This window comes from Kitasatospora sp. NPDC029367 (genome assembly GCF_055569135.1).
The window spans coordinates 171,167-189,556 of the sequence record NZ_JBVHYH010000001.1; the positions used below are offsets into that span (position 1 = coordinate 171,167).

Sequence of the window (18,390 nt, forward strand, 5' to 3'; positions counted from 1 at the left end):
GGCGGGACTCGCCGGACTGGCCCTAGGCTGCCGTCATGTCCGATGTATCCGATGTGTCTGATGTGCACGGTGTGTCCTCGGCGGAGTCCGGTCCGGACGGGGGTGCTGACGAGTCGGCGCTCGGCCGGATCGCGCTCGGACTGGACGGTGTGCGGGCGGCGCAGCTCGGGCGGACCGCCGAGGCGCGGGCCAGCTTCGAGGCCCTCTGGGAGGAACTGGGCGAGCGGGACGTCTTCCACCGCTGCGTCCTGGCGCACTATCTGGCCGACCTGCAGGACGACCCCCGGGCCGAACTGGAGTGGGACCGGCGGGCCCTCGCGGCCGCCGACTCGCTGACCGCCGAGCGCGCCCGGACCTACGAGTCCGCGCTCCAGGTACGGGCCTTCTATCCGTCGCTGCACCTCAACCTGGCCTCCGACCACCTCAAGCTCGGGGAACCCGACCTCGCGCGCGAACAGCTGGAACGGGCGGTCCGGCGCCTGGACGCGCTGCCGGAGGACGCCTACAGCGCGGGGATCCGGGCGGCGGTGGACGAACTGCGGCAGCGGCTGCGCTGAGCGTGGCCGCCGGGCCGGGGTGGGTCGGGCGGTGCGTTGGCGGCGCGGGCGCGGCTCGGGGTGCGGCTGCGGGCGCGGGTGCGGTGCGAGGGCGCGGGGGCGGGCCGGGGCGGTGACGGCGGGGCTGGCATGCTGGACGGGTGACTTCTCCGTTCGATGCCCCGGCCCCTGCTCCCGCCCCCGGCGACCTTCCCGACCCCGAGGACCGCGACGCGCGGCCGCAGTACGTGCTGCCGCTGGTCGTCCGGCTGGAGAAGGCCACGCCGCCCGGGCGGACGGACGCGCTGGAGACCTCGGCACGGGCGGTGCTGACGCTGCTCGCCGACCCTCGGGTGACCGGGCCGGACGGGGAGTGGGCGGAGCAGGTCGAGGCCTGGGAGGACGCCCGGATCCGCAAGGTGGTCCGGCGTGCCCGGGGCGGGGAGTGGCGCCGGGCCGGGGAGTTGCCGGGGATCACGGTGCACGGGCGGGAGGCGGAGGTGCGGGTGTTCCCGCCGATCCCCTTGGACGGCTGGCCGAAGGAGCTCGCCAAGTTGCAGGTCTCCGGGACGGACCTGGAGGAGACCGCCGAGGTCGGCGCGCCCGAGCCGGGACTGCCGGTGCTGTGGCTCAACCCGGAGCTGGAGATGAGTGCGGGCAAGACCATGGCCCAGACCGGCCACGCGGCACAGCTCGCCTGGTGGCGGCTGGACGATGCCCAGCGCAAGGAGTGGGCGGAGTCGGGCTTCGCGCTCGCCGTCCGCACGGCGGAGCCGGGGGCGTGGGAGGAACTGGTCCGCAGCGGGCTGCCGGTGGTCCGGGATGCGGGCTTCACCGAGATCGCGCCGGGCAGCTGCACGGTGATCGCGGAGCACCCGGCGCTGCGGTGACGGGGCGGGCCGGCGGCGAACGGATGTCGGATGACAGATGACAGGTAACAGATAACAGCGAACAGATTTCGAAATCTGTTCGCTGTTATCTGTCATCTGTTTGTTGTCATCTGTTACCCGTCGCCTGCCCTCCCGTCCTGCCCGCCCTCCTGCCGCCCGCCACCCCGCTACTCGCCCGAAGCCTGGTAGCGCTGCATCGCCCGTAGCCCGCCGTACACCGCCGCGGCCGTCCAGAGCGCCATGATCAGCAGGCCCGTCCAGTGGCCGTAGTGGATGCCGGGCTCGGTCTGGGTGCGCATCGCGTAGAGGCCGGCCCGGTCGGGCAGGAACTGGCCGATCTCACGCACACCGGGAATTGCCGCCAGCCAGGTGGTGCCGAGGAACACCATCGGGGTGAGCAGGCCGAGTGCGGCGCTGAAGTTTCCCAGCATCGCGGTCAGTCCGAGGCAGATCAGCACCATCAGCGGGTGGTAGAGCACGCCGGCCAGGAAGCTGTGGGCCAGGCCCGGGGTGGAGAGGTCAAGGCCGGCGGTGGCGTCGAAGGCGAGGAAGGAGCCCGCCGTGGAGGCCAGCCCCACCAACAGGCCGAGCCCGGCGCCGAGTGCGAGCTTGGCACCGTACAGCTCGCCGCGCCGGGGGACGGCGGTGAGCGAGGTGCCGATCATCCGGGTGTTGAACTCCTGCCCCATCAGCAGGATGCCGAGGCAGGCCACGGCCACGTGGCCGAACAGCAGGCCGTAGAAGATCCCGCCGGCCGGGTCCTCGCCGGGGACATGGTCCTTCGCCGCGTAGGCGGCGTTGACGGCCGCGGTCACCCCGACGGTGAGGACCACTGAGGTCAGCGGCGCCGCCCACTGCGAGGGCAGGGTGGTGAACTTGATCCGTTCGGCGCGCAGGGCGTTGCCGAGGCTCATCCTCATCTCTCCTTCGCTCACGGTCACTTGGTGCGCTCCCGCATCGCCCGCAGTCCGCCGTACGCGGCCAGCGCCGTCCAGAACGCCATGATCGCCAGGCCGGTCCAGTGCCCGTACGCGAGCTGCGGGTCGTCGGCGTAGTGCAGCGCGTACTGGCCTGCCCGGTCGGGGAGGAACTGGGCCACCCGGCGCACCCCGGGCACGCCGCCCAGCAGCGGCGAGAGCAGGAAGACGGTCGGCGTCAGCAGGCCCATGGCGGCGGTGAGATTGCCCAACAGTGCGGTCACCCCGAGGCAGAACACCACCAGCAGCGCCGGGTACAGCACCCCGGCGGTGGCCGCGCGGGCGAAGGCGGGGCCGTGCCAGTCGGCGGGCACGGTGGCCGCGTACCCGGCGTAGGAGCCCGCCGTGCCGAGCGCGCCCACGCCGAGGCCGATCAGGGCGCCCAACGCCAGCTTGGCGCCGTACAGTCGGCCGCGCGCGGGGACGGCGGCGAGGGAGACGCCGATCATCCGGGTGTTGAACTCCTGGCCGATCAGCAGGACACCGAAGGCGACCAGCGCCGCCTGGCCGAAGTTGAGTCCGTAGAAGATGCCGATGCCCGGGTCGTCGGTGATGCTGTGGTCCTTGTCGCCGAGTATCGCGCCGACGGCCGTGGTGGCGCCGACGGTGAGCAGCACGGAGAGCAACGGCGGGACCCAGAGCGAGCGGAGGGTGGTGAGCTTGACCCGCTCGGCCCGGAAGGCGTTGGCGGTGTACGGAACGGCACTCATGCGACGGCCTCCGCCCGGTACTCGACGCTGTCCGCGGTCATCCGCATGAACGCCTCCTCCAGCGAGTCCTGTTGGACCGCGATCTCGTACAGCACCACGCCGTTGGCGGCGGCCAGTGCGGCGATCCGCTCGGGTTCGGCACCGGTCACCTCCCAGGCTCCGCCGTCGACTTCGACGGCGTCGAGGCCGTGGCCGGGCCCGCCGAGCAACGCGGCCAGCTTGGCGGCGTCCACCCCCCGGACCCGGATCCTGGTGCGGCCGTGGCGGTCGATGAACTCGGCGGTGGCGGCGTCCGCGAGCAGGCGGCCGCGACCGATCACCACCAAGTGGTCGGCGGTGATGGCCATTTCGGTCATCAGGTGGGAGGAGACCAGTACCGCCCGTCCCTCGGCGGCCAGTTCGCGCAGCAGGGTGCGGATCCAGCGGATGCCCTCCGGGTCCAGGCCGTTGACCGGTTCGTCCAGGAGCAGCACCGGCGGGTCGCCGAGCAGTGCGGCGGCCACCCCGAGGCGCTGGCGCATACCGAGCGAGAAGCCCCGGATCCGCCGCCCGGCGGCCTCGGCCAGCCCGACCTGGGCGAGCACCTCGCCGACCCGTCGCGCCGGCAGGCCGTTGCTCGCGGCGAGCCAGCGCAGGTGGCCCTGCGCCGTCCGGCCGCCGTGCAGGGCCTGGGCGTCCAGCAGTGCGCCCACCTGCCGCAGCGGCTCGGCGAGTTCGGCGTACGGACGGCCGCCGACCAGGGCGTGCCCGGCGGTGGGGCGGTCCAGGCCGAGGACCAGCCGCATGGTGGTGCTCTTCCCGGCGCCGTTCGGGCCCAGGAAGCCGGTCACCACGCCGGGCCGGACCTCGAACGACAGGTCGTCGACGACCCGACGGCCGTCGTACTCCTTGGTCAGGCCCTGGATCTTGATCACGGCCGCTTCCCCTCCTCGTCGCTGGTCACCGTCCGTGTTCCGGTCGGTGGCTCCATTCGACCGGAACGGGCTGGTGGGCGGATCCCGCCGCAGCGGGGATTCGTCTCCCTCCCGGGAGGGAGACGGCGGCAACCCGGCAGGGGAGCCGGGGCCGCCCGCTGAGCTGGCAGGATGGGGCGGTGCCACGAATGAACGCGTTCCGGAGCCGGGGCCGAGCGACCGCGATCCTCGCGCCGCTGGTGGCCGGTGCCACCTACGCCCGGCTGCTGCACCTGCTGGTGGGGTGGATCTTCGCGGGCGTCGTCCTGATGATCTACCCGGGGACGTACCAGCGGAGCCTCGGCTCGATCCTGACGGCGGCCGTCTCGCTGGACGTCGTCCTGCTCGGGCTGGTCGCCCTCATCCCGGCGGCGCGCCGTGCCGAGGGAGTGCAGGCGCGACTGCTGCTGGTGCCCGACCGCGAGGAGGACATCGGCGTCGAACCCTCCGGCACCTGGGCCGACCGGCGCCGTACGGCGGCCTGGTTGATCGGGCGGGTGGCGCTCGGTTCGGCGATCGGCTTCGCGACGGTCTTCGGCCTCGCTCCGGTCTTCGACCTGCTGACCGGTCCGCGCGGCTTCTGGTACCTCCCGCTCGCCCCGGTGCCGGCGCTCGGCTACGGCTGGCTGGTGGTCTGGGCGGGCCGCCTCCAACTCGCCATGGCCGTGAGGCTGCTGGGGCCGTCCCCGGCGGAGCGGCTGGCGGAGGCGGAGCTTCGGGCCGAACGGCTGCTGGAGCGCAACCGGTTGGCCCGCGAGCTGCACGACTCCATCGGCCACGCACTGACGGTGACGGTCCTCCAGGCGGGGGCGGCGCGCGAGGTCGGGGACCCGGTCTTCGCCGCCAAGGCGCTGGAGGTCATCGAGGAGACCGGGCGGCAGGCGATGGAGGACCTCGAACGCACCCTGGTCCTGCTGCGGGAGACCCCGGCAGGCGGCGCGGCGAGGAACGGGGCGGCCACCGAGCAGCCCGGCATCGACCAGCTGCCCGCGCTGTTCGACACCGCCCGCGCGGCCGGCAGCCCGGTCGAGGCGAGCATCGAAGTACCCGCCGGTGTGCTGCCCGGGGTGCTCTCGCGCGAGTCCTACCGGATCGTCCAGGAGGGCGTCACCAACGCGCTCAAGTACGCGCCCGGCCAGCCGGTCGATGTCCAGATCGCCGTTCGGGAGGGGCAGTTGGAGCTGCGCTGCGCCAACCGCCTGGTGGCGGCGCCGAGCCGGGGCGGCCCAGGCCGGGTCGGCGGTTCGCGCAAGGGCGGCAAGGGTCTGCGCGGCATCAGGGAACGGGCCGCGCTGCTCGGCGGCGAGGCCATGGTCGGGGCGGGCGGCGACGGAGGAGCGGAGTGGGTGCTCGACGTCCGGCTGCCCCTACGCTTGGGCTCGTGACGAATGATCTTGCAGGCGGAGGCGTCGGGGCCGGTGCGGCTGGGATGACCGACATCCTGCTCGCCGATGACGAGGAACTGGTCCGGGCCGGGATGCGGGCCGTGCTGGAGGCCCAGGGCGACCTGCGGGTGGTCGGGGAGGCGGGCGACGGCGCGGAGGCCGTGTCCCTCGCTCGTGCGCTGCGCCCGAGAGTGGTGCTGATGGACGTCCGGATGCCCGTCATGGACGGCCTGGCGGCCACCCGCGAACTGCTGCGCCCTGGCCCGCCGGGGGAACGGCCGCCGAGGATCCTGGTCGTCACCACCTTCGAGAACGACGACTACGTCTACCAGGCGCTGCGCGCGGGCGCCGACGGCTTCCTGCTCAAGCGCAGCCGCCCGGCCGAGATCGTCCACGCGGTACGGCTGGCGGCGGCCGGCGAGTCGCTGCTGTTCCCGGCCGCGATCCGGCAGCTGGCCGCCGGGCACGGCAACCCGGCCGCCCGCGCGGCCATGGACCGGGCGGCGCTGACCGGGCGGGAGGCCGAGGTGCTGCGGATGATGGCGCGCGGGCTCAGCAACGGGGAGATCGCCGAGCAGCTGGTGCTCGGGGTGCAGACGGTGAAGACACACGTCAGCAGCGTGTTGGCGAAGCTGGGCGCGCGGGACCGTACCCAGGCGGTGATCGCCGCATACGAGTCGGGGTTCGTCGAGCCGTCGGCGTAGGCGCGTTCAGGCGTTCAGGCGTTCGGACAGCCGGGCGGTTCGGGGTCGCTCAGGGCGGCTCAGGGCGGTTCGGGGAGGGCGGCCGGTCAGGCCGGGTAGGCGTGGGTCTGGGTGGCCTTGACCGAGGCCCAGACCGGTGTCCCCGGTGCCAGCCCCAGTTCGGCGACGGCGGCCGGGGTGAGGTCGGCGGCCATCGGCAGGGTTCCGGCGAGTTCGGCGCGCACCTGGTCGCCGTGCAGGTCCAGGCCGGTGACCTCGGCCTGCCACAGGTTGCGGGCGCTGGACCGCGGCCGCTCCCGGTACAGGGTGACGGCGGCGGGCGGGAAGGCGACGAACGCAGGTCCGGACAGCTCCTCGGTGGTGGTCAGGACGGTGCCGTCCGGGAGGGTGACCAGGGTGCCCTCGGCCCGTCCCTGGTACAGGTTGAGGCCGACCAGGCGGGCGATGTAGTCGGTGCGCGGACGCCGGGCGACCTCCGCCGGGCTGCCGGACTGCACCTCGCGGCCGTCCTCGATCACCACCAGCCGGTCGGCCAGCACCATCGCGTCCAGCGGGTCGTGCGTCACCAGCACCGCCACGGCCTCGAACTCGGCCAGGTGGCGCCGCAGTTGGGACCGTACGTCGAGCCGGGTGCGGGCGTCCAGGGCGGCCAGCGGCTCGTCCAGCAGGAGCAGCCGGGGGCGGACGGCCAGGGCCCGGGCCAGCGCCACCCGTTGGGCCTGGCCGCCGGAGAGCCGGCCGGGGCGCACCGAGGCGTGGCCCGCCAGGCCCATCCGTTCCAGCCAGGCCGCCGCCTCGGCCCTGGCCTCGCGCTTGGCGCGGCCCTGGCAGCGCGGGCCGAAGGCGACGTTGTCGAGCGCGCTGAGGTGCGGGAACAGCAGGTAGTCCTGGAACACCACGCCGACCGGTCGCCGCTCGGCGGGGGTGTGCAGGCGCCGGGCCGGTTCCTCCAGGACGTGGCCGTCCAGGCGAAGGTGGCCGCCGGTGAGTGGGAGCAGGCCGGCGAGGGCGCGCAGCGCGGTGGACTTGCCGGCGCCGTTCGGTCCGAGCAGGGCGATCACCTCGCCGGGGGCGGCGGTGAGCGCCAGGTCGAGGGCGAACGCGGCGCGGTCGACCCGTAGGTGGGCGTCGAGGGCGGCGGGCGCGGCCCCGACACCCGGTGCGGGGGCAGGGGCGGGTGCAGGGGCAGGGGCGGCGGCGGAGGGCGGTTCGGGGGGCATCGGTTCGGCCGTCCTGTCGGCGTCCTGGGTGTGGGGGCGTCCGTCCGGGGCCGGGGTCGGGGCCGAGGCCGGGTCTTGGTCCGGAGTCGGTGTCATGGGGTCGACATCCAGCGGTCGCGCAGGCCGACCAGGACGGCGACGGAGACCACCAGCAGCACCAGCGACAGCGCGATCGCCGCCTCCGGGTCGGACTCCATGGCCAGGTAGACGGCCAGCGGCATGGTCTGGGTGCGGCCCGGGAAGTTGCCCGCGAAGGTGATCGTCGCGCCGAACTCGCCGAGCGCCCGGGCCCAGGCCAGGACGGCTCCGGCGGCGATCCCGGGGGCGATCATCGGCAGGGTGACCCGGCGGAACGCGGTCAGCCGGGAGGCGCCCAGGGTCGCGGCCGCCTCCTCGAAGCGTGGATCGGCCGCCCGCAGCGCTCCCTCCACGCTGATCACCAGGAAGGGCATCGCCACGAAGGCCTCGGCGATCACCACCCCGGTGGTGGTGAAGGGCAGGGTGATGCCGAACGCCGAGTCCAGCCAGGAACCGACGATGCCGCGTCGGCCGAGCACCAGCAGCAGCGCCACACCGCCCACCACGGGGGGCAGCACCAGTGGCAAGGTGACCAGCGCCCGGATCACCCGCCGGCCGGGCAGCTCGGCGCGCGCGAGCAGCCAGGCCAGCGGGACCCCGAGGACCAGCGACACCGCGGTGGCGGCCGTCGCGCAGATCAGCGAGAGCCGCAGGGCGTCCCAGACGGCGATGCTGGTCAGCTGCTCGGACAGGCCGCTCCACGGTGCCCGGACGAGCAGCCCGACCAGCGGGAGGATCAGGAACGCCAGGCCGAGCAGCGCGGGGAGCAGCAGCGTGACCGGGACGCGCTGTGCGCCGGGGCGGCGCGGGCCCCGGCGGCGGCCCGGCAGGGCGTTCGCGGGTCCTGCCGGTGCCGGGGCTGCGTCGTCCCGGGTGATGCCGGTACCGGTACCCGTGTCGGTGGCGGAGCCGATGTGGGAGCCGGAGTCCCGGTTGCGGTCGCTGCCGGTGGTGCGGTCCGTCACGGCGCCTGGAAGCCCGCCGTGGTCAGCACCTGCTTGGCCTCGGGGGACCGGACGTAGGCGACGAAGGCGGCCGCGCCGTCCTTGTTCGGCGCCTTGGCGAGTGCGGCGATCGGGTAGTCGTTCACGGCCTTGGCGGCCTCGGGGAAGTCCACGCCGTCGATCTTCGCAGCATCGGCCTGCACATCGGTCTTGTACACCAGCGAGGCGTCGACCTCGCCGAGCTCGACCTTGGTGAGCGCGCCCTTGACGTCCTGCTCCAGGGTCACCGGGGTGAGGTCGACGCCGGCGGCCTTCAACGCGGTGAGGGCGGCGGCGCCACAGGGCACCTCCTTCGCGCAGAGCGCGACCTTCACGCCGGAGCCGGTGAGGTCCTTGAGGCCCGCGAGGTGCTTGGGGTTGCCCTTGGGCACGGCGATGGCAAGGGAGTTCTTGACGAAGGTCGTCGGCTGGCCGCTCGCGCCGCCCGCGTCGGTGACCGTCTTCATGGTGGCCGGGCTGGCCGCGGCGAAGACGTCCGCCGGTGCACCGGAGTTGATGCTGGTGGCGAGGGCGGAGCTGCCGCCGAAGTTGAAGGTGACCTTGGTGCCCGGGTTGGCGGCCTCGAACTTCTTGCCGAGCTCGGTGAAGGTCTCCTTGAGGGAGGCGGCGGCGAACACGGTGATGGCGCCCTTGGCCTTCGGAGCGGTGGCTCCGTCGGTGCCCGCCGCGCCGGTGGCGGCGGTGGCGGCGGTGGCGGTGGAGGCGGCGGTCGCGGCCGAGGAGGCGGAGCCGGAGGACTTGCCGCCGTCGCTGCCGCAGGCGGTGGCCCCGAGGCTGAGGACGAGGGCCGCAGCGGCGGCGACGGCGAGTCTGTGGGTGGGGGTGGTTCGGGTGCTCATCGGTGCTTCCCCTCCAGGGTTCGCGCCGGAAGGGGCGCGGAGGTGTGGCCGCAGGTGCGGCCATTACGGCGATCATAGTGCCGCAGATGCGAGCGATAAATCGCCTGTCACATCGCACAGCGGGAGTGGGGCGACGGTCTCGGGGCTGCTGTGCGAAGACTCAAACGTGCACGGACGGTTCGGTCCGGAAGGGCGGCAGGTGGAAGGACGGCCGGCGGAAGGGCGGCCGTTGGAAAACCCTTCGCATCCGGGCAGGTGGAACGGTCAGAGTGGGCGACAGCCCGTAGGCGCGGCCGACCGTCGGCCGCCCGGGCCCGATGGTCGATCCGAACGGATCAACGGGGAGGAGTCCGCCCATGTCCACGCTGCGCGTCACCGCCGAGAAGCTGGTCATCCTGGAGCACCCGAACGCCGACGCACTGGAGTTGGCCCAGGTCGGGCTCTATCGCGCGGTGGTGGCCAAGGGCTCCTACCGGACCGGCGACCACGCCGTCTACATCCCCGAACAGGCCGTCCTGCCCGAGGAGTTGATCGAGGAGCTGGGGCTGACCGGCAAGCTGGCGGGCAGTGCGGCGAACCGGGTGAAGGCGGTACGGCTGCGCGGGGAGCTGTCCCAGGGCATCGTCTGCCGGCCCGGCGCGCTGGCCGCAACCGACCTGGCCGGGGCGGCCGAGCGGGGCGAGGACTTCGCCGACCTGCTCGGGATCGTCAAGTGGCAGCCGCCGGTGCCGACCTCGATGAACGGTGAGGTCCTCAGCGCGCCCGACCTGCTGCCCTGGGTGGACATCGAGAACCTCAAGCGCCACCCCGACGTCTTCGAGCCCGGCGAGCCCGTGGTGCTGACCGAGAAGCTGCACGGCAGCTGCTGCCTGGTCACCTACACCGCCGCCACCGGCGAGGTGCACGTCTCGTCCAAGGGGATCGGCGCGCAGGGGCTGGCGCTCGCCGAGGACGAGCGCAACCTGTACTGGCGGGCGGTGCGCGCGTACGACATCCCGGCGGTGGCGGCCCGGTTGGCCGAACGGCTGGGTGCCGAGCGGGTTGGCATCTTCGGCGAGGTGTTCGGCGAGGGAGTGCAGGACCTGACGTACGGCGCCTCCGCGCGCACCGAGCGCCCCGGGTACGCGGCCTTCGACGTGTCGGCCGTGCTGGACGGGCAGCTGACCTGGCTGTCGGCCGCCGAACTCCTGGACGGCGAACTGCCGTTGGTGACCGAACTGTGGCGCGGGCCGTTCGACACCGCGACGGTGCTGGCGCATGCGCAGGGCAAGGAGGCGCACTCCGGGCGTGAACTCCACCTGCGTGAGGGCGTGGTGGTCCGGCCGGTGGTCGAGCGCTGGAGCCCGGTGCTCGGCGGGCGGGCGATCGCCAAGGTGGTCAGCGACGCCTACCTGACCCGCAAGGGTGGCACCGAGTACGAGTGATACGAGTGAGCGGACCGGGCCGGCGGCGTGGGTCGGCGGCCCGGTCCTTCCGCGCGGCTTCCTCGGCTGAATACCCGTCAGTAAGGTTGAAGGGTCAGCGAGCGCGCGTCAGCGCCGAGGAATCCCAGAAGGAGTGCCGATGGCCACCGCAGCCGCCATACCCGGACCGGCCGGGAACCCCCTGGTCGGGTCGCTCTTCGACCTCACCCGCCGTCCGCTGCGCACTTACCTCGCGGCCCGGCGGGACCACGGCGACGTGGTGCGCATGGTGGCCGGGCCGCCCGGGCTGCGCGTCGAGTTCTACGGGGTGTTCTCGCCGGAGGGCGCCCACCAGGTGCTGGGCAGCGAGGCGGCGAACTTCCGCAAGGAGAACAGCTTCTACGACGAACTGCGGACCAGTGTCGGCAACGGGCTGCTGACCAGCCAGGACGAGGTCTACCAGCATCAGCGCCGACTGGTCCAGCCGCTGTTCACCCGTCGCCGGGTCGACGGCTACGCGGAGGCGCTCGCCCAGGAGGCGCAGGCGCTCGCCGAGCGCTGGCGGGCGGTTCCGGGCGGGGTGGTGGACGCGGCGGAGGAGATGTCGCGGTTCGCGCTGCGGGCCGTCGCCCGGATCCTCTTCGGCGCCGACGTGGAGGAAGCGGTGGAGGTGGTGAACCGCAGCTTCCCGGTGCTCGGCGAGTACATCAAGGAGCGAGGCTTCGCGCCGGTCCGGTTCCCGCGCACCTGGCCGACGCCGGGCAACCGGCGCGGCCTGGAGGCGCAGCGGGCGCTCTACGAGGTCTGCGACCGGATCATCGCGGAGCGGGCGGCGCGCGGGGGCGGTGACGAGGAGGCAGACGACCTGCTGACGCTGCTCGGCCGGGCGCGCGGCGAGGACGGCGAGCGGCTGGATCCGGCCGAACTCCGCGACCAGGTCCTGGTGTTCCTGCTCGCCGGGCACGAGACCACGGCCACCTCGCTGGCCTTCGCCCTGCACCTGCTGGCCAAGCACCCGGAGCAGCGCAAGCTCGCCCAGGAGGAGGCGCGGACCGTTCTGGCCGGGCGGGCGCCGACGGCGGCGGACCTGGAGCAACTGCCGTACATCACCCGGGTGATCAAGGAGGCGATGCGGCTCTTTCCGGCGGCGTCGCTGATCGGGCGGCGGGCGGTCGAGGAGACGGTCATCGACGGGTACGTGATCCCGGCGGGGGCACAGGTCGTGGTCGCGCCGCTGGTCACCCAGCGGCACCCGGACCACTGGGCCGAGCCCGAGCGCTTCGACCCGGACCGGTTCCTGCCGGAGGAGGAGAAGGCGCGGCACCGCTACGCGTGGTTCCCGTTCGGCGGCGGGCCGCGGGCCTGCATCGGGCAGCACTTCTCGATGCTGGAGTCGGTCCTGACCCTCGGGGTGCTGCTGCGGGACTTCGACCTGGAGGTGGTGGACCGGCGGGTGGCGCTCGTGCAGGGGATCACGCTCCGGGCGGCGAGCGCGATGCGGGTGCGGGTCACGGCGCAGGGCTGACGGGAACGGCTGACGGGTTTCAGAGTTCAACTTTCAGACGACAGATAACAGATTTCAACATCTGTTATCTGTCGTCTGTCTTTTGTTCGTTGTCAGTCGGCCCCGGGTGCCGCTGGGCACAGGACCGGGCCATTCGAACACAGCGCCCGCGCCGCGCGTGCAGCTTTTCAGATCTTCGCCTGGCCGATTCCAGTCGCTCGATAGCGTCCCACGCACCCCAGGCCGGAAGCGCACATGCGACGGGCATATGCCGCACATGCCCATGTGCCCGTCGGATGCAGTCCGCCCGGCCGGGGGTGCCCGGGAGTACCGCATTCCGCCCCGGGCCCGACCGGTCGACCGGAGGTCCCATGGGAGCCCTCAACCAGTTCAGCTTCGGCTGGCTGACCCCCGTCCTCTCCTACGCGATGGCCTGCGCCGGTGCCGCCCTCGGGCTGCGCTGCACCCTGCGCGGCCTGGCCGCCACGGGCGCCGCCCGCCGGAACTGGCTGCTCACCGCAGCCGCCGCGATCGGCTCCGGGATCTGGACCATGCACTTCGTCGCCATGTTCGGCTTCGCCGTCGACGGAACCGAACTGCGCTACAGCGTGCCGCTCACGGTGCTGAGCCTGCTGGTCGCCGTACTGGTCACCGGCCTCGGCCTGACCGTGGTCTGCTACGGCCGGCACCGCGGCCTCGCTCTGCTGGGCGGCGGCTGCACCACCGGCGTCGGCGTCGCCGCGATGCACTACCTCGGCATGGCCGCCGTCCGGATGCACGGCGGGCTGCGCTACGACGGCGGGACGGTCGCGCTCTCCGTTCTGGTCGCGGTCGGTGCCGCCACCGCCGCGCTCTGGGCCGCCGTCACCGTCCGCAACGGGTACGCCGCGGCCGCCGCCTCGCTGGGCATGGGCCTGGCCGTCAGCTGCATGCACTACACGGGCATGGCGGCCGTCCACGTCCAACTGGATCCCGCCCGGACCGGGTTGGGCGGGGTCAGCCCGATGGAGTTCGTCTTCCCGCTCGCCGTCGGCCTCGGCTCGTTCCTCTTCCTGGCCTCCGCCTTCGTCGCGCTCTCCCCGACCACCCAGGAGCGGGCCGGCGACCTGACAGCGGGGGAGCTGGCGATCGAGGAGTTCGCCGACCCCGCCGCCCGGCCCGGCACCGAGCCGGGCGCCGCGTCCTCGGGCACCGCGCTCACAAGCCTGTACGGCCCCGCCGCGGACGGCTTCGACCCGGCCGGCCCAGCCCCGGACGGGCGGGATCCGTACGGCCGGGACCGCGCGGCCTGAGCCCGCTTGCGCCGCCTGAGCCCATCCGTGCCGCCTATGGCTGTTCGTGCCGCCCGAGCCCCGTCGCCCTTGCCCGAAAGGCCCCCGTCCATGCGAGAAGTCCGTGGCACCACCCCTGGCGCCCGCCGGGGTGCCCACGCCGGACCGCCCGCCCGCTCGTCGCGCCCCGGCCCCCGACTGCGCGGGCTGCGCGGGCCGTTCGGACTGCGGGGGCTGCGTCCCCGGAGCGTGCGCGCCCGGATCATCGCCCTGCTGATGGTCCCGGTCGTCTCTGTCATCGCCCTCTGGGGCTTCGCCACCGTCACCACCGCCCAGGGCGTCTGGGACCTGCTGCGCCTGCGCGACGCCCAGCGCAGCCTGCTCACCCCCATCGCCGACACGGTCGCCGGCCTGCAGGCCGAACGCGCCGCCGCCGGACAGCTGTTGGCCGGTCCGGGCCTCGTCCCGGGGACGGTGCCCGCCGCGGGGCGGGAGAGTGCCCTGCGCGAGGCCGCCGCCGCCACCGACCGGGCGCTCACCCCGCTGTTCCCCGACCCGCGCCGCCCCGGCCGGGGCTACAACCGGGCCGACGCCCAGGGCCTCGGCGCCGACGCCGCCGCCCGTCTGGACGACCTCGGCACCGCGCTCGCCGCCCTGCCCGAACTGCGCGGCAGGGTGCTCACCCGGAGCGTGGGCTGGTCCGAGGCGTACGCCGCGTACGGGGCGGCCGTGGACCGGGCGTTGGCCGTGTCCGGCGCCGTCGCCGCGCCGCGTGACGGCCACCCCGGGGCCGACTCGCGGGTGCTGCCGGAGCTGGACCGCACCCGCGAACTCCTGTCCCGTGAGGACGCGTTGCTGCGGTCCGCCGAGCTCGCCGGCGGGCTGGGTGGCGAACAGCTGCGGGAGTTCTCCGGTGCGGCCTTCGCCCGTCGCGCGTTCGAGCAGGGCGCGGCCGCCGGTCTCGGCCAGGCAGACCGGGAGGCACTGCTCGCCGTCACCGACGGCCCTGACCACCGGGAACTGGTGGGTTACGAGGAGGAGGTCCGTACCGCCGCCGACGGCCGGTCGGCCGTCGCCGCGGTGCCGGCGGACCGGTGGGCGGCGGTGGCCGGGAACGTCGCCGCCGGGCTGCGCGACGTTGCGGACCGGGCCGGTCGGCTCGCCGCCGAACAGCAGAACCCTTACGCACTGGGCCTGTTCACCCCGTCCGGGATCGCCGTACTGCTCGGGCTGCTCGGGGTGGTCGCCTCGCTGGTGATCTCGGTGCAGATCGGCCGCGGACTGGTCACCGAGCTGACCGGCCTGCGTGACACGGCACTTGACCTTGCCTGGCGCAAACTCCCGTCCACTATGCGGAAGTTACGTGCTGGCGAGGAGGTGGACATCGAATCCGAGGCGCCCCGGCCGGTGGGCCGCGACGACGAGATCGGCCAGGTGCACCGGGCGCTCGGTACCGTGCAACGGGCAGCTGTCACGGCGGCGGTGGAACGGGCCGAGGTGCTGTCGGGAGTGTCCGGGGTGTTCGTCAACCTCGCGCGCCGCAGCCAAGTCCTGGTGCACCGCCAACTCACCTTGCTGGACAGCATGGAGCGCCGCACCGAGGACCCGTCCGAGCTCGCCGACCTGTTCCGGCTGGACCACCTGACCACCCGGATGCGCCGCCACGCCGAGGGCCTGATCATCCTCTCCGGTGCGGCTCCCGGCCGGGCCTGGCGGCGGCCCGTGCCGCTGGTGGACGTGGTGCGGGCGGCCGTCTCGGAGGTCGAGGAGTACGCCCGGGTCGAGGTGCACCCACTGCCGCGCGCCGCCGTCGTCGGCCACGCCGTCGCCGACCTCACCCACCTGGTGGCCGAACTGGTCGAGAACGCCACCGGGTTCTCCCCGCCGCACACCAGGGTGCACATCCGCGGTGAACAGGTCGGCAACGGCTACGCGTTGGAGATCGAGGACCGCGGCCTCGGGATGGGTCCGGCCGCCCTGGCCGCCGCCAACCGGCGGATCGCCGCGGCCGAACAGACCGACCTGTTCGACAGCGACCGGCTCGGCCTGTTCGTGGTCAGCCGGCTCGCCCGGCGGCACGACGTCCGGGTCTCCCTGGTCACCTCCGCGTACGGCGGCACCACCGCGGTGGTGCTGCTGCCCACCGGGCTGCTGGCCGACGAGCGGGGGGACCATCCGGGACAAGGCCACGAGCCGGTACCGGAGTTGGACATCACGCCGGAGCCGGAGCCCGAGTGGGTGCCGGATCCGTCCGGGGTCGGAGCGGAACCCGTCCTCCCGGGCAGCGGGGTGGCGGGGACAGAGCTTCCGGCGGCGGGTGGGCCGCTGCCGGAGGGCGGGGCGCTGCTGCCGTTCGGAGTCCGGGGCGTCGACCCCGGGCCGGCGCACCGCACCCCCTTCCGGGCCTCCGGTGCCCGGACTGCCGGACCGGGTGCGGGGGGGGGGCGGGGGGGGGGCCCCCCCCCCCCGCCCCGTCCTGCCCCGCCCCAGCCACGCGGGCCCGCCCCGTCGGCGGGTGTGTTTCTGAGCGGGGCGCCGGGAGGCGAGACCGGGGGGCGCGCCTTCCCCCCCCCCCCCCCCCCCCCGCCCCCCCTCCGCCCTCCCCCCCCCCCCCCCCCCCCCCCCCCCCCCCCGGTCCGCCGCAGCCCCAGCACGGCGCCTCCGCACCGTCGGCGGGCGCGTTGCCGAGCGGGCCGCAGGGCGAGGTGCCGGGCGAGCGCGGATCGGTGGACGGTCCGGAGGAGTTGCCGCGCCGGGTGCGCCGGGCGAATCTTGCCCCGCAGCTGCGGGAGGCGCCCGCCGCCGCCCCGTACGGCCGCCGCGGAGTCACCGCCGGAGTCACCGCCGGAGCCGGGGGCGGAATCGGTACGGGGCCGGTGGCCCGCAGTCCGGAGGAGGCGCGGGCGGCGATGGCGGCCTTCCAGCACGGCTGGGCGCGCGGCCAGCGGCCCGAAGTCCGGCCCGGCACCTCGCCCGACGCCCGGCCGGAGGCCCGGCCCGGAGCGAGACCCGACACCCGAACCGAAGGAGACCGGTCGTGATCGGCACCACCCACCGCGCGGGGGAACTGAGCTGGCTCCTCGACGAGTTGGTCCAGCGCGCCCCCGAGGTCCGCTTCACCGTGATGCTCTCCGCCGACGGCCTGGCCATGGGCAGTTCGGCCGGTCTGGCCCGGGAGGACGGCGAGCACCTGGCGGCCGTCGCGGCCGGGTTCCACAGCCTCGCCAAGGGTGCCGGGCGGCACTTCGGCGCGGGCGAAGTCCGGCAGACCATGGTCGAGTTGGAGGGCGGCTACCTGCTGGTCGCGGCGGCCGGGGAGGGTACCTGCCTGGCCGTGTTCGCCACCGCGCGGGCCGATCTCGGGCTGGTCGCCTACGAGATGGCCAGACTGGTCCGCCGGGTCGGTGAGCACCTGAGCGCCCCGCCCCGCACGGTGCACGGAGGGTGAGATCGGTGCCCCAGCCGGACCGCCCGGACCACCGGGCGGAGCACGCCTTCCACCCGTACCACCAGCGACATCCGGAGCACCCGAGGGCCGACCCCGACCGGCTGCCCCGGAACCCGCTCGCCGCCGCCCACCGGGCCCACTGGTATGACGACGAGGCCGGGCCGCTGGTCCGCCCGTACGCCATGACCAGGGGCCGGACCGGGAGCGGTGAGCAGCAGTTCGACCTGATCGCCGTGGTGGTGTCCGAGCTGCCCGACCCGGCGCTCGCACCGGACGCGGCCGAGCTGCCGATCGGTCCGGAGCAGGCGCGGATCCTCCGCCGGTGCCTGGGCACACCGCTGTCCGTGGCCGAGCTCGCCGCCGACCTCGACCTGCCGGTGGGCGTCGTGCGGGTGCTGCTCGGCGACCTGCTGGCGGCCGGGCTCATCCGGGTCAACCGCCCTGTCCCGCCCGCCCTGCTCCCCGACGAACGCATCCTCCAGGAGGTCATCCATGGGCTCCGCGCACTCTGACCAGCCGTCCGGCCGTCATCACCCCGCCGGTCCGAGCCGCCCGATCAGCCGGTGGCCGTCCACCCCGGTGGGTCCGGTGGACCAGTCCGACTCCGTGCTCGCGCTCAAGATCCTGGTGGCGGGCGGGTTCGGGGTCGGCAAGACGACGCTGGTCGGCGCGGTCAGCGAGATTCGTCCGCTGCGCACCGAGGAGCGGCTCACCGAGGCCGGGCGCGGGGTGGACGACCTGGACGGGGTGGAGCGCAAGTCCAGCACCACGGTGGCGATGGACTTCGGCCGGATCACCATCCGCGAGGGCCTGGCCGTCTACCTGTTCGGAACCCCGGGGCAGGACCGGTTCTGGTTCCTCTGGGACGAGTTGGCCCAGGGGGCGCTCGGTGCGGTGGTGCTCGCCGACACCCGTCGGCTGACCGACTGCTTCCCCGCCGTGGACTTCTTCGAGCACCGCGGCATCCCCTTCGTCGTCGCGGTGAACCGGTTCGCCGGAACGCGCGAGTACGGCCCGGAGGAGGTCGCCCGCGCGCTGGACCTGGACCCCGGTACGCCGGTGCTGCTCTGCGACGCCCGGCAGCGCGCCTCCGGCAAGGAGGTGCTGATCAACCTGGTCGAGCGCGCCGGCCGGGTGCACGCCGCCCGGCTGCTGGCAGAGGTCTCGCCGGCGGCGACCGGCGGCTGACGGAGGCTGGACGGGATGGCGGACGGGAGAAGACGGAAGACGGCGAACGGATGGCAGGGAACAGGTGACAGATGACAACGAACAGAAAACAGATGACAGCTGACGGATAACAGATTTTGAAATCTGTTATCTGTCAGCTGTCAGTGGTCATGCCCTCCGGCCGGCCCGGTGGTGGGGGGAGGTGGACGCCCGCTCCGTTCGGCTGATGACGAGTTGCACACGAATGACTGCGCAGGGTGAGAGGGCGGCTTATGATGTGACCTGTGTCACAACATGTCCG

18 protein-coding genes and 2 pseudogenes are annotated in these 18,390 nt (G+C 74.0%); 13 read left to right on the forward strand and 7 right to left on the reverse strand.

Annotated features, from left to right (window positions below):
* Positions 1 to 35 precede the first annotated feature (35 nt).
* Together ACZ4W5_RS00815 and ACZ4W5_RS00820 are read left to right on the forward strand one after the other, a co-directional pair.
* On the forward strand, positions 36 to 557 hold the full coding sequence (locus ACZ4W5_RS00815; RefSeq protein WP_465651826.1) for a hypothetical protein: 522 nt from the start codon (positions 36 to 38) through the stop codon (positions 555 to 557).
* Positions 558 to 697: 140 nt separating this feature from the next.
* Positions 698 to 1,426, forward strand: coding sequence for an aminoacyl-tRNA hydrolase (locus ACZ4W5_RS00820; protein WP_360229838.1), 729 nt, complete (start codon positions 698 to 700; stop codon positions 1,424 to 1,426).
* 167 nt (positions 1,427 to 1,593) lie between these two features.
* On the opposite strand, the gene ACZ4W5_RS00825 is transcribed toward ACZ4W5_RS00820, so the two are convergent.
* The 3 genes from ACZ4W5_RS00825 to ACZ4W5_RS00835 are packed head-to-tail and all read right to left on the reverse strand — an operon-like array spanning position 1,594 to position 4,027.
* Positions 1,594 to 2,340 (reverse strand): hypothetical protein, encoded by a 747-nt coding sequence (locus ACZ4W5_RS00825; protein WP_465651828.1) that lies wholly within the window; start codon positions 2,338 to 2,340, stop codon positions 1,594 to 1,596.
* 23 nt (positions 2,341 to 2,363) lie between these two features.
* Positions 2,364 to 3,113, reverse strand: a complete 750-nt coding sequence (locus tag ACZ4W5_RS00830; RefSeq protein WP_465651830.1) for a hypothetical protein — start codon at positions 3,111 to 3,113, stop codon at positions 2,364 to 2,366.
* Positions 3,110 to 4,027 carry an ABC transporter ATP-binding protein gene (locus ACZ4W5_RS00835; RefSeq protein ID WP_465651832.1) on the reverse strand — a complete coding sequence of 306 codons (918 nt, stop codon included), beginning with the start codon at positions 4,025 to 4,027 and terminating at the stop codon, positions 3,110 to 3,112. The genes ACZ4W5_RS00830 and ACZ4W5_RS00835 overlap by 4 nt, the downstream gene beginning before the upstream one ends.
* Positions 4,028 to 4,215: 188 nt before the next feature.
* Here ACZ4W5_RS00835 and ACZ4W5_RS00840 point away from each other — a divergent pair, with 188 nt between their 5' ends.
* Together ACZ4W5_RS00840 and ACZ4W5_RS00845 are read left to right on the forward strand one after the other, a co-directional pair.
* Positions 4,216 to 5,451 (forward strand): sensor histidine kinase, encoded by a 1,236-nt coding sequence (locus tag ACZ4W5_RS00840; protein ID WP_465651834.1) that lies wholly within the window; start codon positions 4,216 to 4,218, stop codon positions 5,449 to 5,451.
* Between the two features lie 44 nt (positions 5,452 to 5,495).
* Complete coding sequence (locus tag ACZ4W5_RS00845) at positions 5,496 to 6,155, forward strand: response regulator (RefSeq protein ID WP_465651836.1); 660 nt, start codon at positions 5,496 to 5,498, stop codon at positions 6,153 to 6,155.
* An 86-nt stretch (positions 6,156 to 6,241) separates the two neighbouring features.
* On the opposite strand, the gene ACZ4W5_RS00850 is transcribed toward ACZ4W5_RS00845, so the two are convergent.
* The 3 genes from ACZ4W5_RS00850 to modA all read right to left on the reverse strand — a co-directional run bounded on the left by ACZ4W5_RS00850 (position 6,242) and on the right by modA (position 9,296).
* The gene (locus ACZ4W5_RS00850; protein WP_465651838.1) at positions 6,242 to 7,375 is read right to left on the reverse strand and encodes an ABC transporter ATP-binding protein; all 1,134 of its coding nucleotides are present in this window, start codon (positions 7,373 to 7,375) and stop codon (positions 6,242 to 6,244) included.
* Between the two features lie 92 nt (positions 7,376 to 7,467).
* Positions 7,468 to 8,331, reverse strand: coding sequence for an ABC transporter permease (locus ACZ4W5_RS00855; RefSeq protein WP_465652193.1), 864 nt, complete (start codon positions 8,329 to 8,331; stop codon positions 7,468 to 7,470).
* 83 nt (positions 8,332 to 8,414) lie between these two features.
* The gene (gene modA / locus ACZ4W5_RS00860; protein ID WP_465651840.1) at positions 8,415 to 9,296 is read right to left on the reverse strand and encodes a molybdate ABC transporter substrate-binding protein; all 882 of its coding nucleotides are present in this window, start codon (positions 9,294 to 9,296) and stop codon (positions 8,415 to 8,417) included.
* 356 nt (positions 9,297 to 9,652) lie between these two features.
* Here modA and ACZ4W5_RS00865 point away from each other — a divergent pair, with 356 nt between their 5' ends.
* The 4 genes and pseudogenes from ACZ4W5_RS00865 to ACZ4W5_RS00880 form a co-directional block, all read left to right on the forward strand.
* Positions 9,653 to 10,720, forward strand: coding sequence for an RNA ligase (ATP) (locus ACZ4W5_RS00865; protein ID WP_465651842.1), 1,068 nt, complete (start codon positions 9,653 to 9,655; stop codon positions 10,718 to 10,720).
* Positions 10,721 to 10,859: 139 nt separating this feature from the next.
* A complete protein-coding gene (locus tag ACZ4W5_RS00870) occupies positions 10,860 to 12,224 on the forward strand; it encodes a cytochrome P450 (protein ID WP_465651844.1) in 1,365 nt (454 codons plus the stop codon).
* A 350-nt stretch (positions 12,225 to 12,574) separates the two neighbouring features.
* Entirely contained in the window at positions 12,575 to 13,495 is a 921-nt protein-coding gene (locus ACZ4W5_RS00875) for an MHYT domain-containing protein (RefSeq protein WP_465651846.1), read from the forward strand.
* Between the two features lie 255 nt (positions 13,496 to 13,750).
* Positions 13,751 to 14,569 (forward strand): annotated as a pseudogene (locus ACZ4W5_RS00880) (nitrate- and nitrite sensing domain-containing protein); the annotation flags it as partial.
* An 86-nt stretch (positions 14,570 to 14,655) separates the two neighbouring features.
* Here the strand turns inward: ACZ4W5_RS00880 and ACZ4W5_RS00885 are convergent.
* Entirely contained in the window at positions 14,656 to 14,787 is a 132-nt protein-coding gene (locus ACZ4W5_RS00885; RefSeq protein WP_465651848.1) for a hypothetical protein, read from the reverse strand.
* 340 nt (positions 14,788 to 15,127) lie between these two features.
* On the opposite strand from ACZ4W5_RS00885, the pseudogene ACZ4W5_RS00890 reads away from it, so the two are divergent.
* The 5 genes and pseudogenes from ACZ4W5_RS00890 to ACZ4W5_RS00910 all read left to right on the forward strand — a co-directional run.
* Positions 15,128 to 15,559: pseudogene (locus tag ACZ4W5_RS00890) on the forward strand (ATP-binding protein); the annotation flags it as partial.
* Between the two features lie 596 nt (positions 15,560 to 16,155).
* Positions 16,156 to 16,515: a hypothetical protein gene (locus tag ACZ4W5_RS00895; RefSeq protein WP_465651850.1), complete on the forward strand. Its 360-nt coding sequence runs from the start codon at positions 16,156 to 16,158 to the stop codon at positions 16,513 to 16,515.
* Complete coding sequence (locus ACZ4W5_RS00900; RefSeq protein WP_360229816.1) at positions 16,512 to 16,922, forward strand: roadblock/LC7 domain-containing protein; 411 nt, start codon at positions 16,512 to 16,514, stop codon at positions 16,920 to 16,922. The genes ACZ4W5_RS00895 and ACZ4W5_RS00900 overlap by 4 nt, the downstream gene beginning before the upstream one ends.
* Positions 16,923 to 17,023: 101 nt before the next feature.
* The gene (locus ACZ4W5_RS00905; protein ID WP_360229965.1) at positions 17,024 to 17,434 is read left to right on the forward strand and encodes a DUF742 domain-containing protein; all 411 of its coding nucleotides are present in this window, start codon (positions 17,024 to 17,026) and stop codon (positions 17,432 to 17,434) included.
* 76 nt (positions 17,435 to 17,510) lie between these two features.
* Entirely contained in the window at positions 17,511 to 18,110 is a 600-nt protein-coding gene (locus ACZ4W5_RS00910) for a GTP-binding protein (RefSeq protein WP_465651852.1), read from the forward strand.
* Positions 18,111 to 18,390: the final 280 nt, after the last annotated feature.

Coding starts and splice junctions, on each gene's coding strand:
- ACZ4W5_RS00815 (WP_465651826.1), top strand. CDS start 36: ATGTCCGATGTATCCGATGTGTCTGATGTGCACGGTGTGTCCTCGGCG.
- ACZ4W5_RS00870 (WP_465651844.1), top strand. CDS start 10,860: ATGGCCACCGCAGCCGCCATACCCGGACCGGCCGGGAACCCCCTGGTC.
- ACZ4W5_RS00845 (WP_465651836.1), top strand. CDS start 5,496: ATGACCGACATCCTGCTCGCCGATGACGAGGAACTGGTCCGGGCCGGG.
- ACZ4W5_RS00865 (WP_465651842.1), top strand. CDS start 9,653: ATGTCCACGCTGCGCGTCACCGCCGAGAAGCTGGTCATCCTGGAGCAC.
- ACZ4W5_RS00840 (WP_465651834.1), top strand. CDS start 4,216: ATGAACGCGTTCCGGAGCCGGGGCCGAGCGACCGCGATCCTCGCGCCG.
- ACZ4W5_RS00830 (WP_465651830.1), bottom strand. CDS start 3,113: ATGAGTGCCGTTCCGTACACCGCCAACGCCTTCCGGGCCGAGCGGGTC.
- modA (WP_465651840.1), bottom strand. CDS start 9,296: ATGAGCACCCGAACCACCCCCACCCACAGACTCGCCGTCGCCGCCGCT.
- ACZ4W5_RS00850 (WP_465651838.1), bottom strand. CDS start 7,375: ATGCCCCCCGAACCGCCCTCCGCCGCCGCCCCTGCCCCTGCACCCGCC.
- ACZ4W5_RS00875 (WP_465651846.1), top strand. CDS start 12,575: ATGGGAGCCCTCAACCAGTTCAGCTTCGGCTGGCTGACCCCCGTCCTC.
- ACZ4W5_RS00825 (WP_465651828.1), bottom strand. CDS start 2,340: ATGAGCCTCGGCAACGCCCTGCGCGCCGAACGGATCAAGTTCACCACC.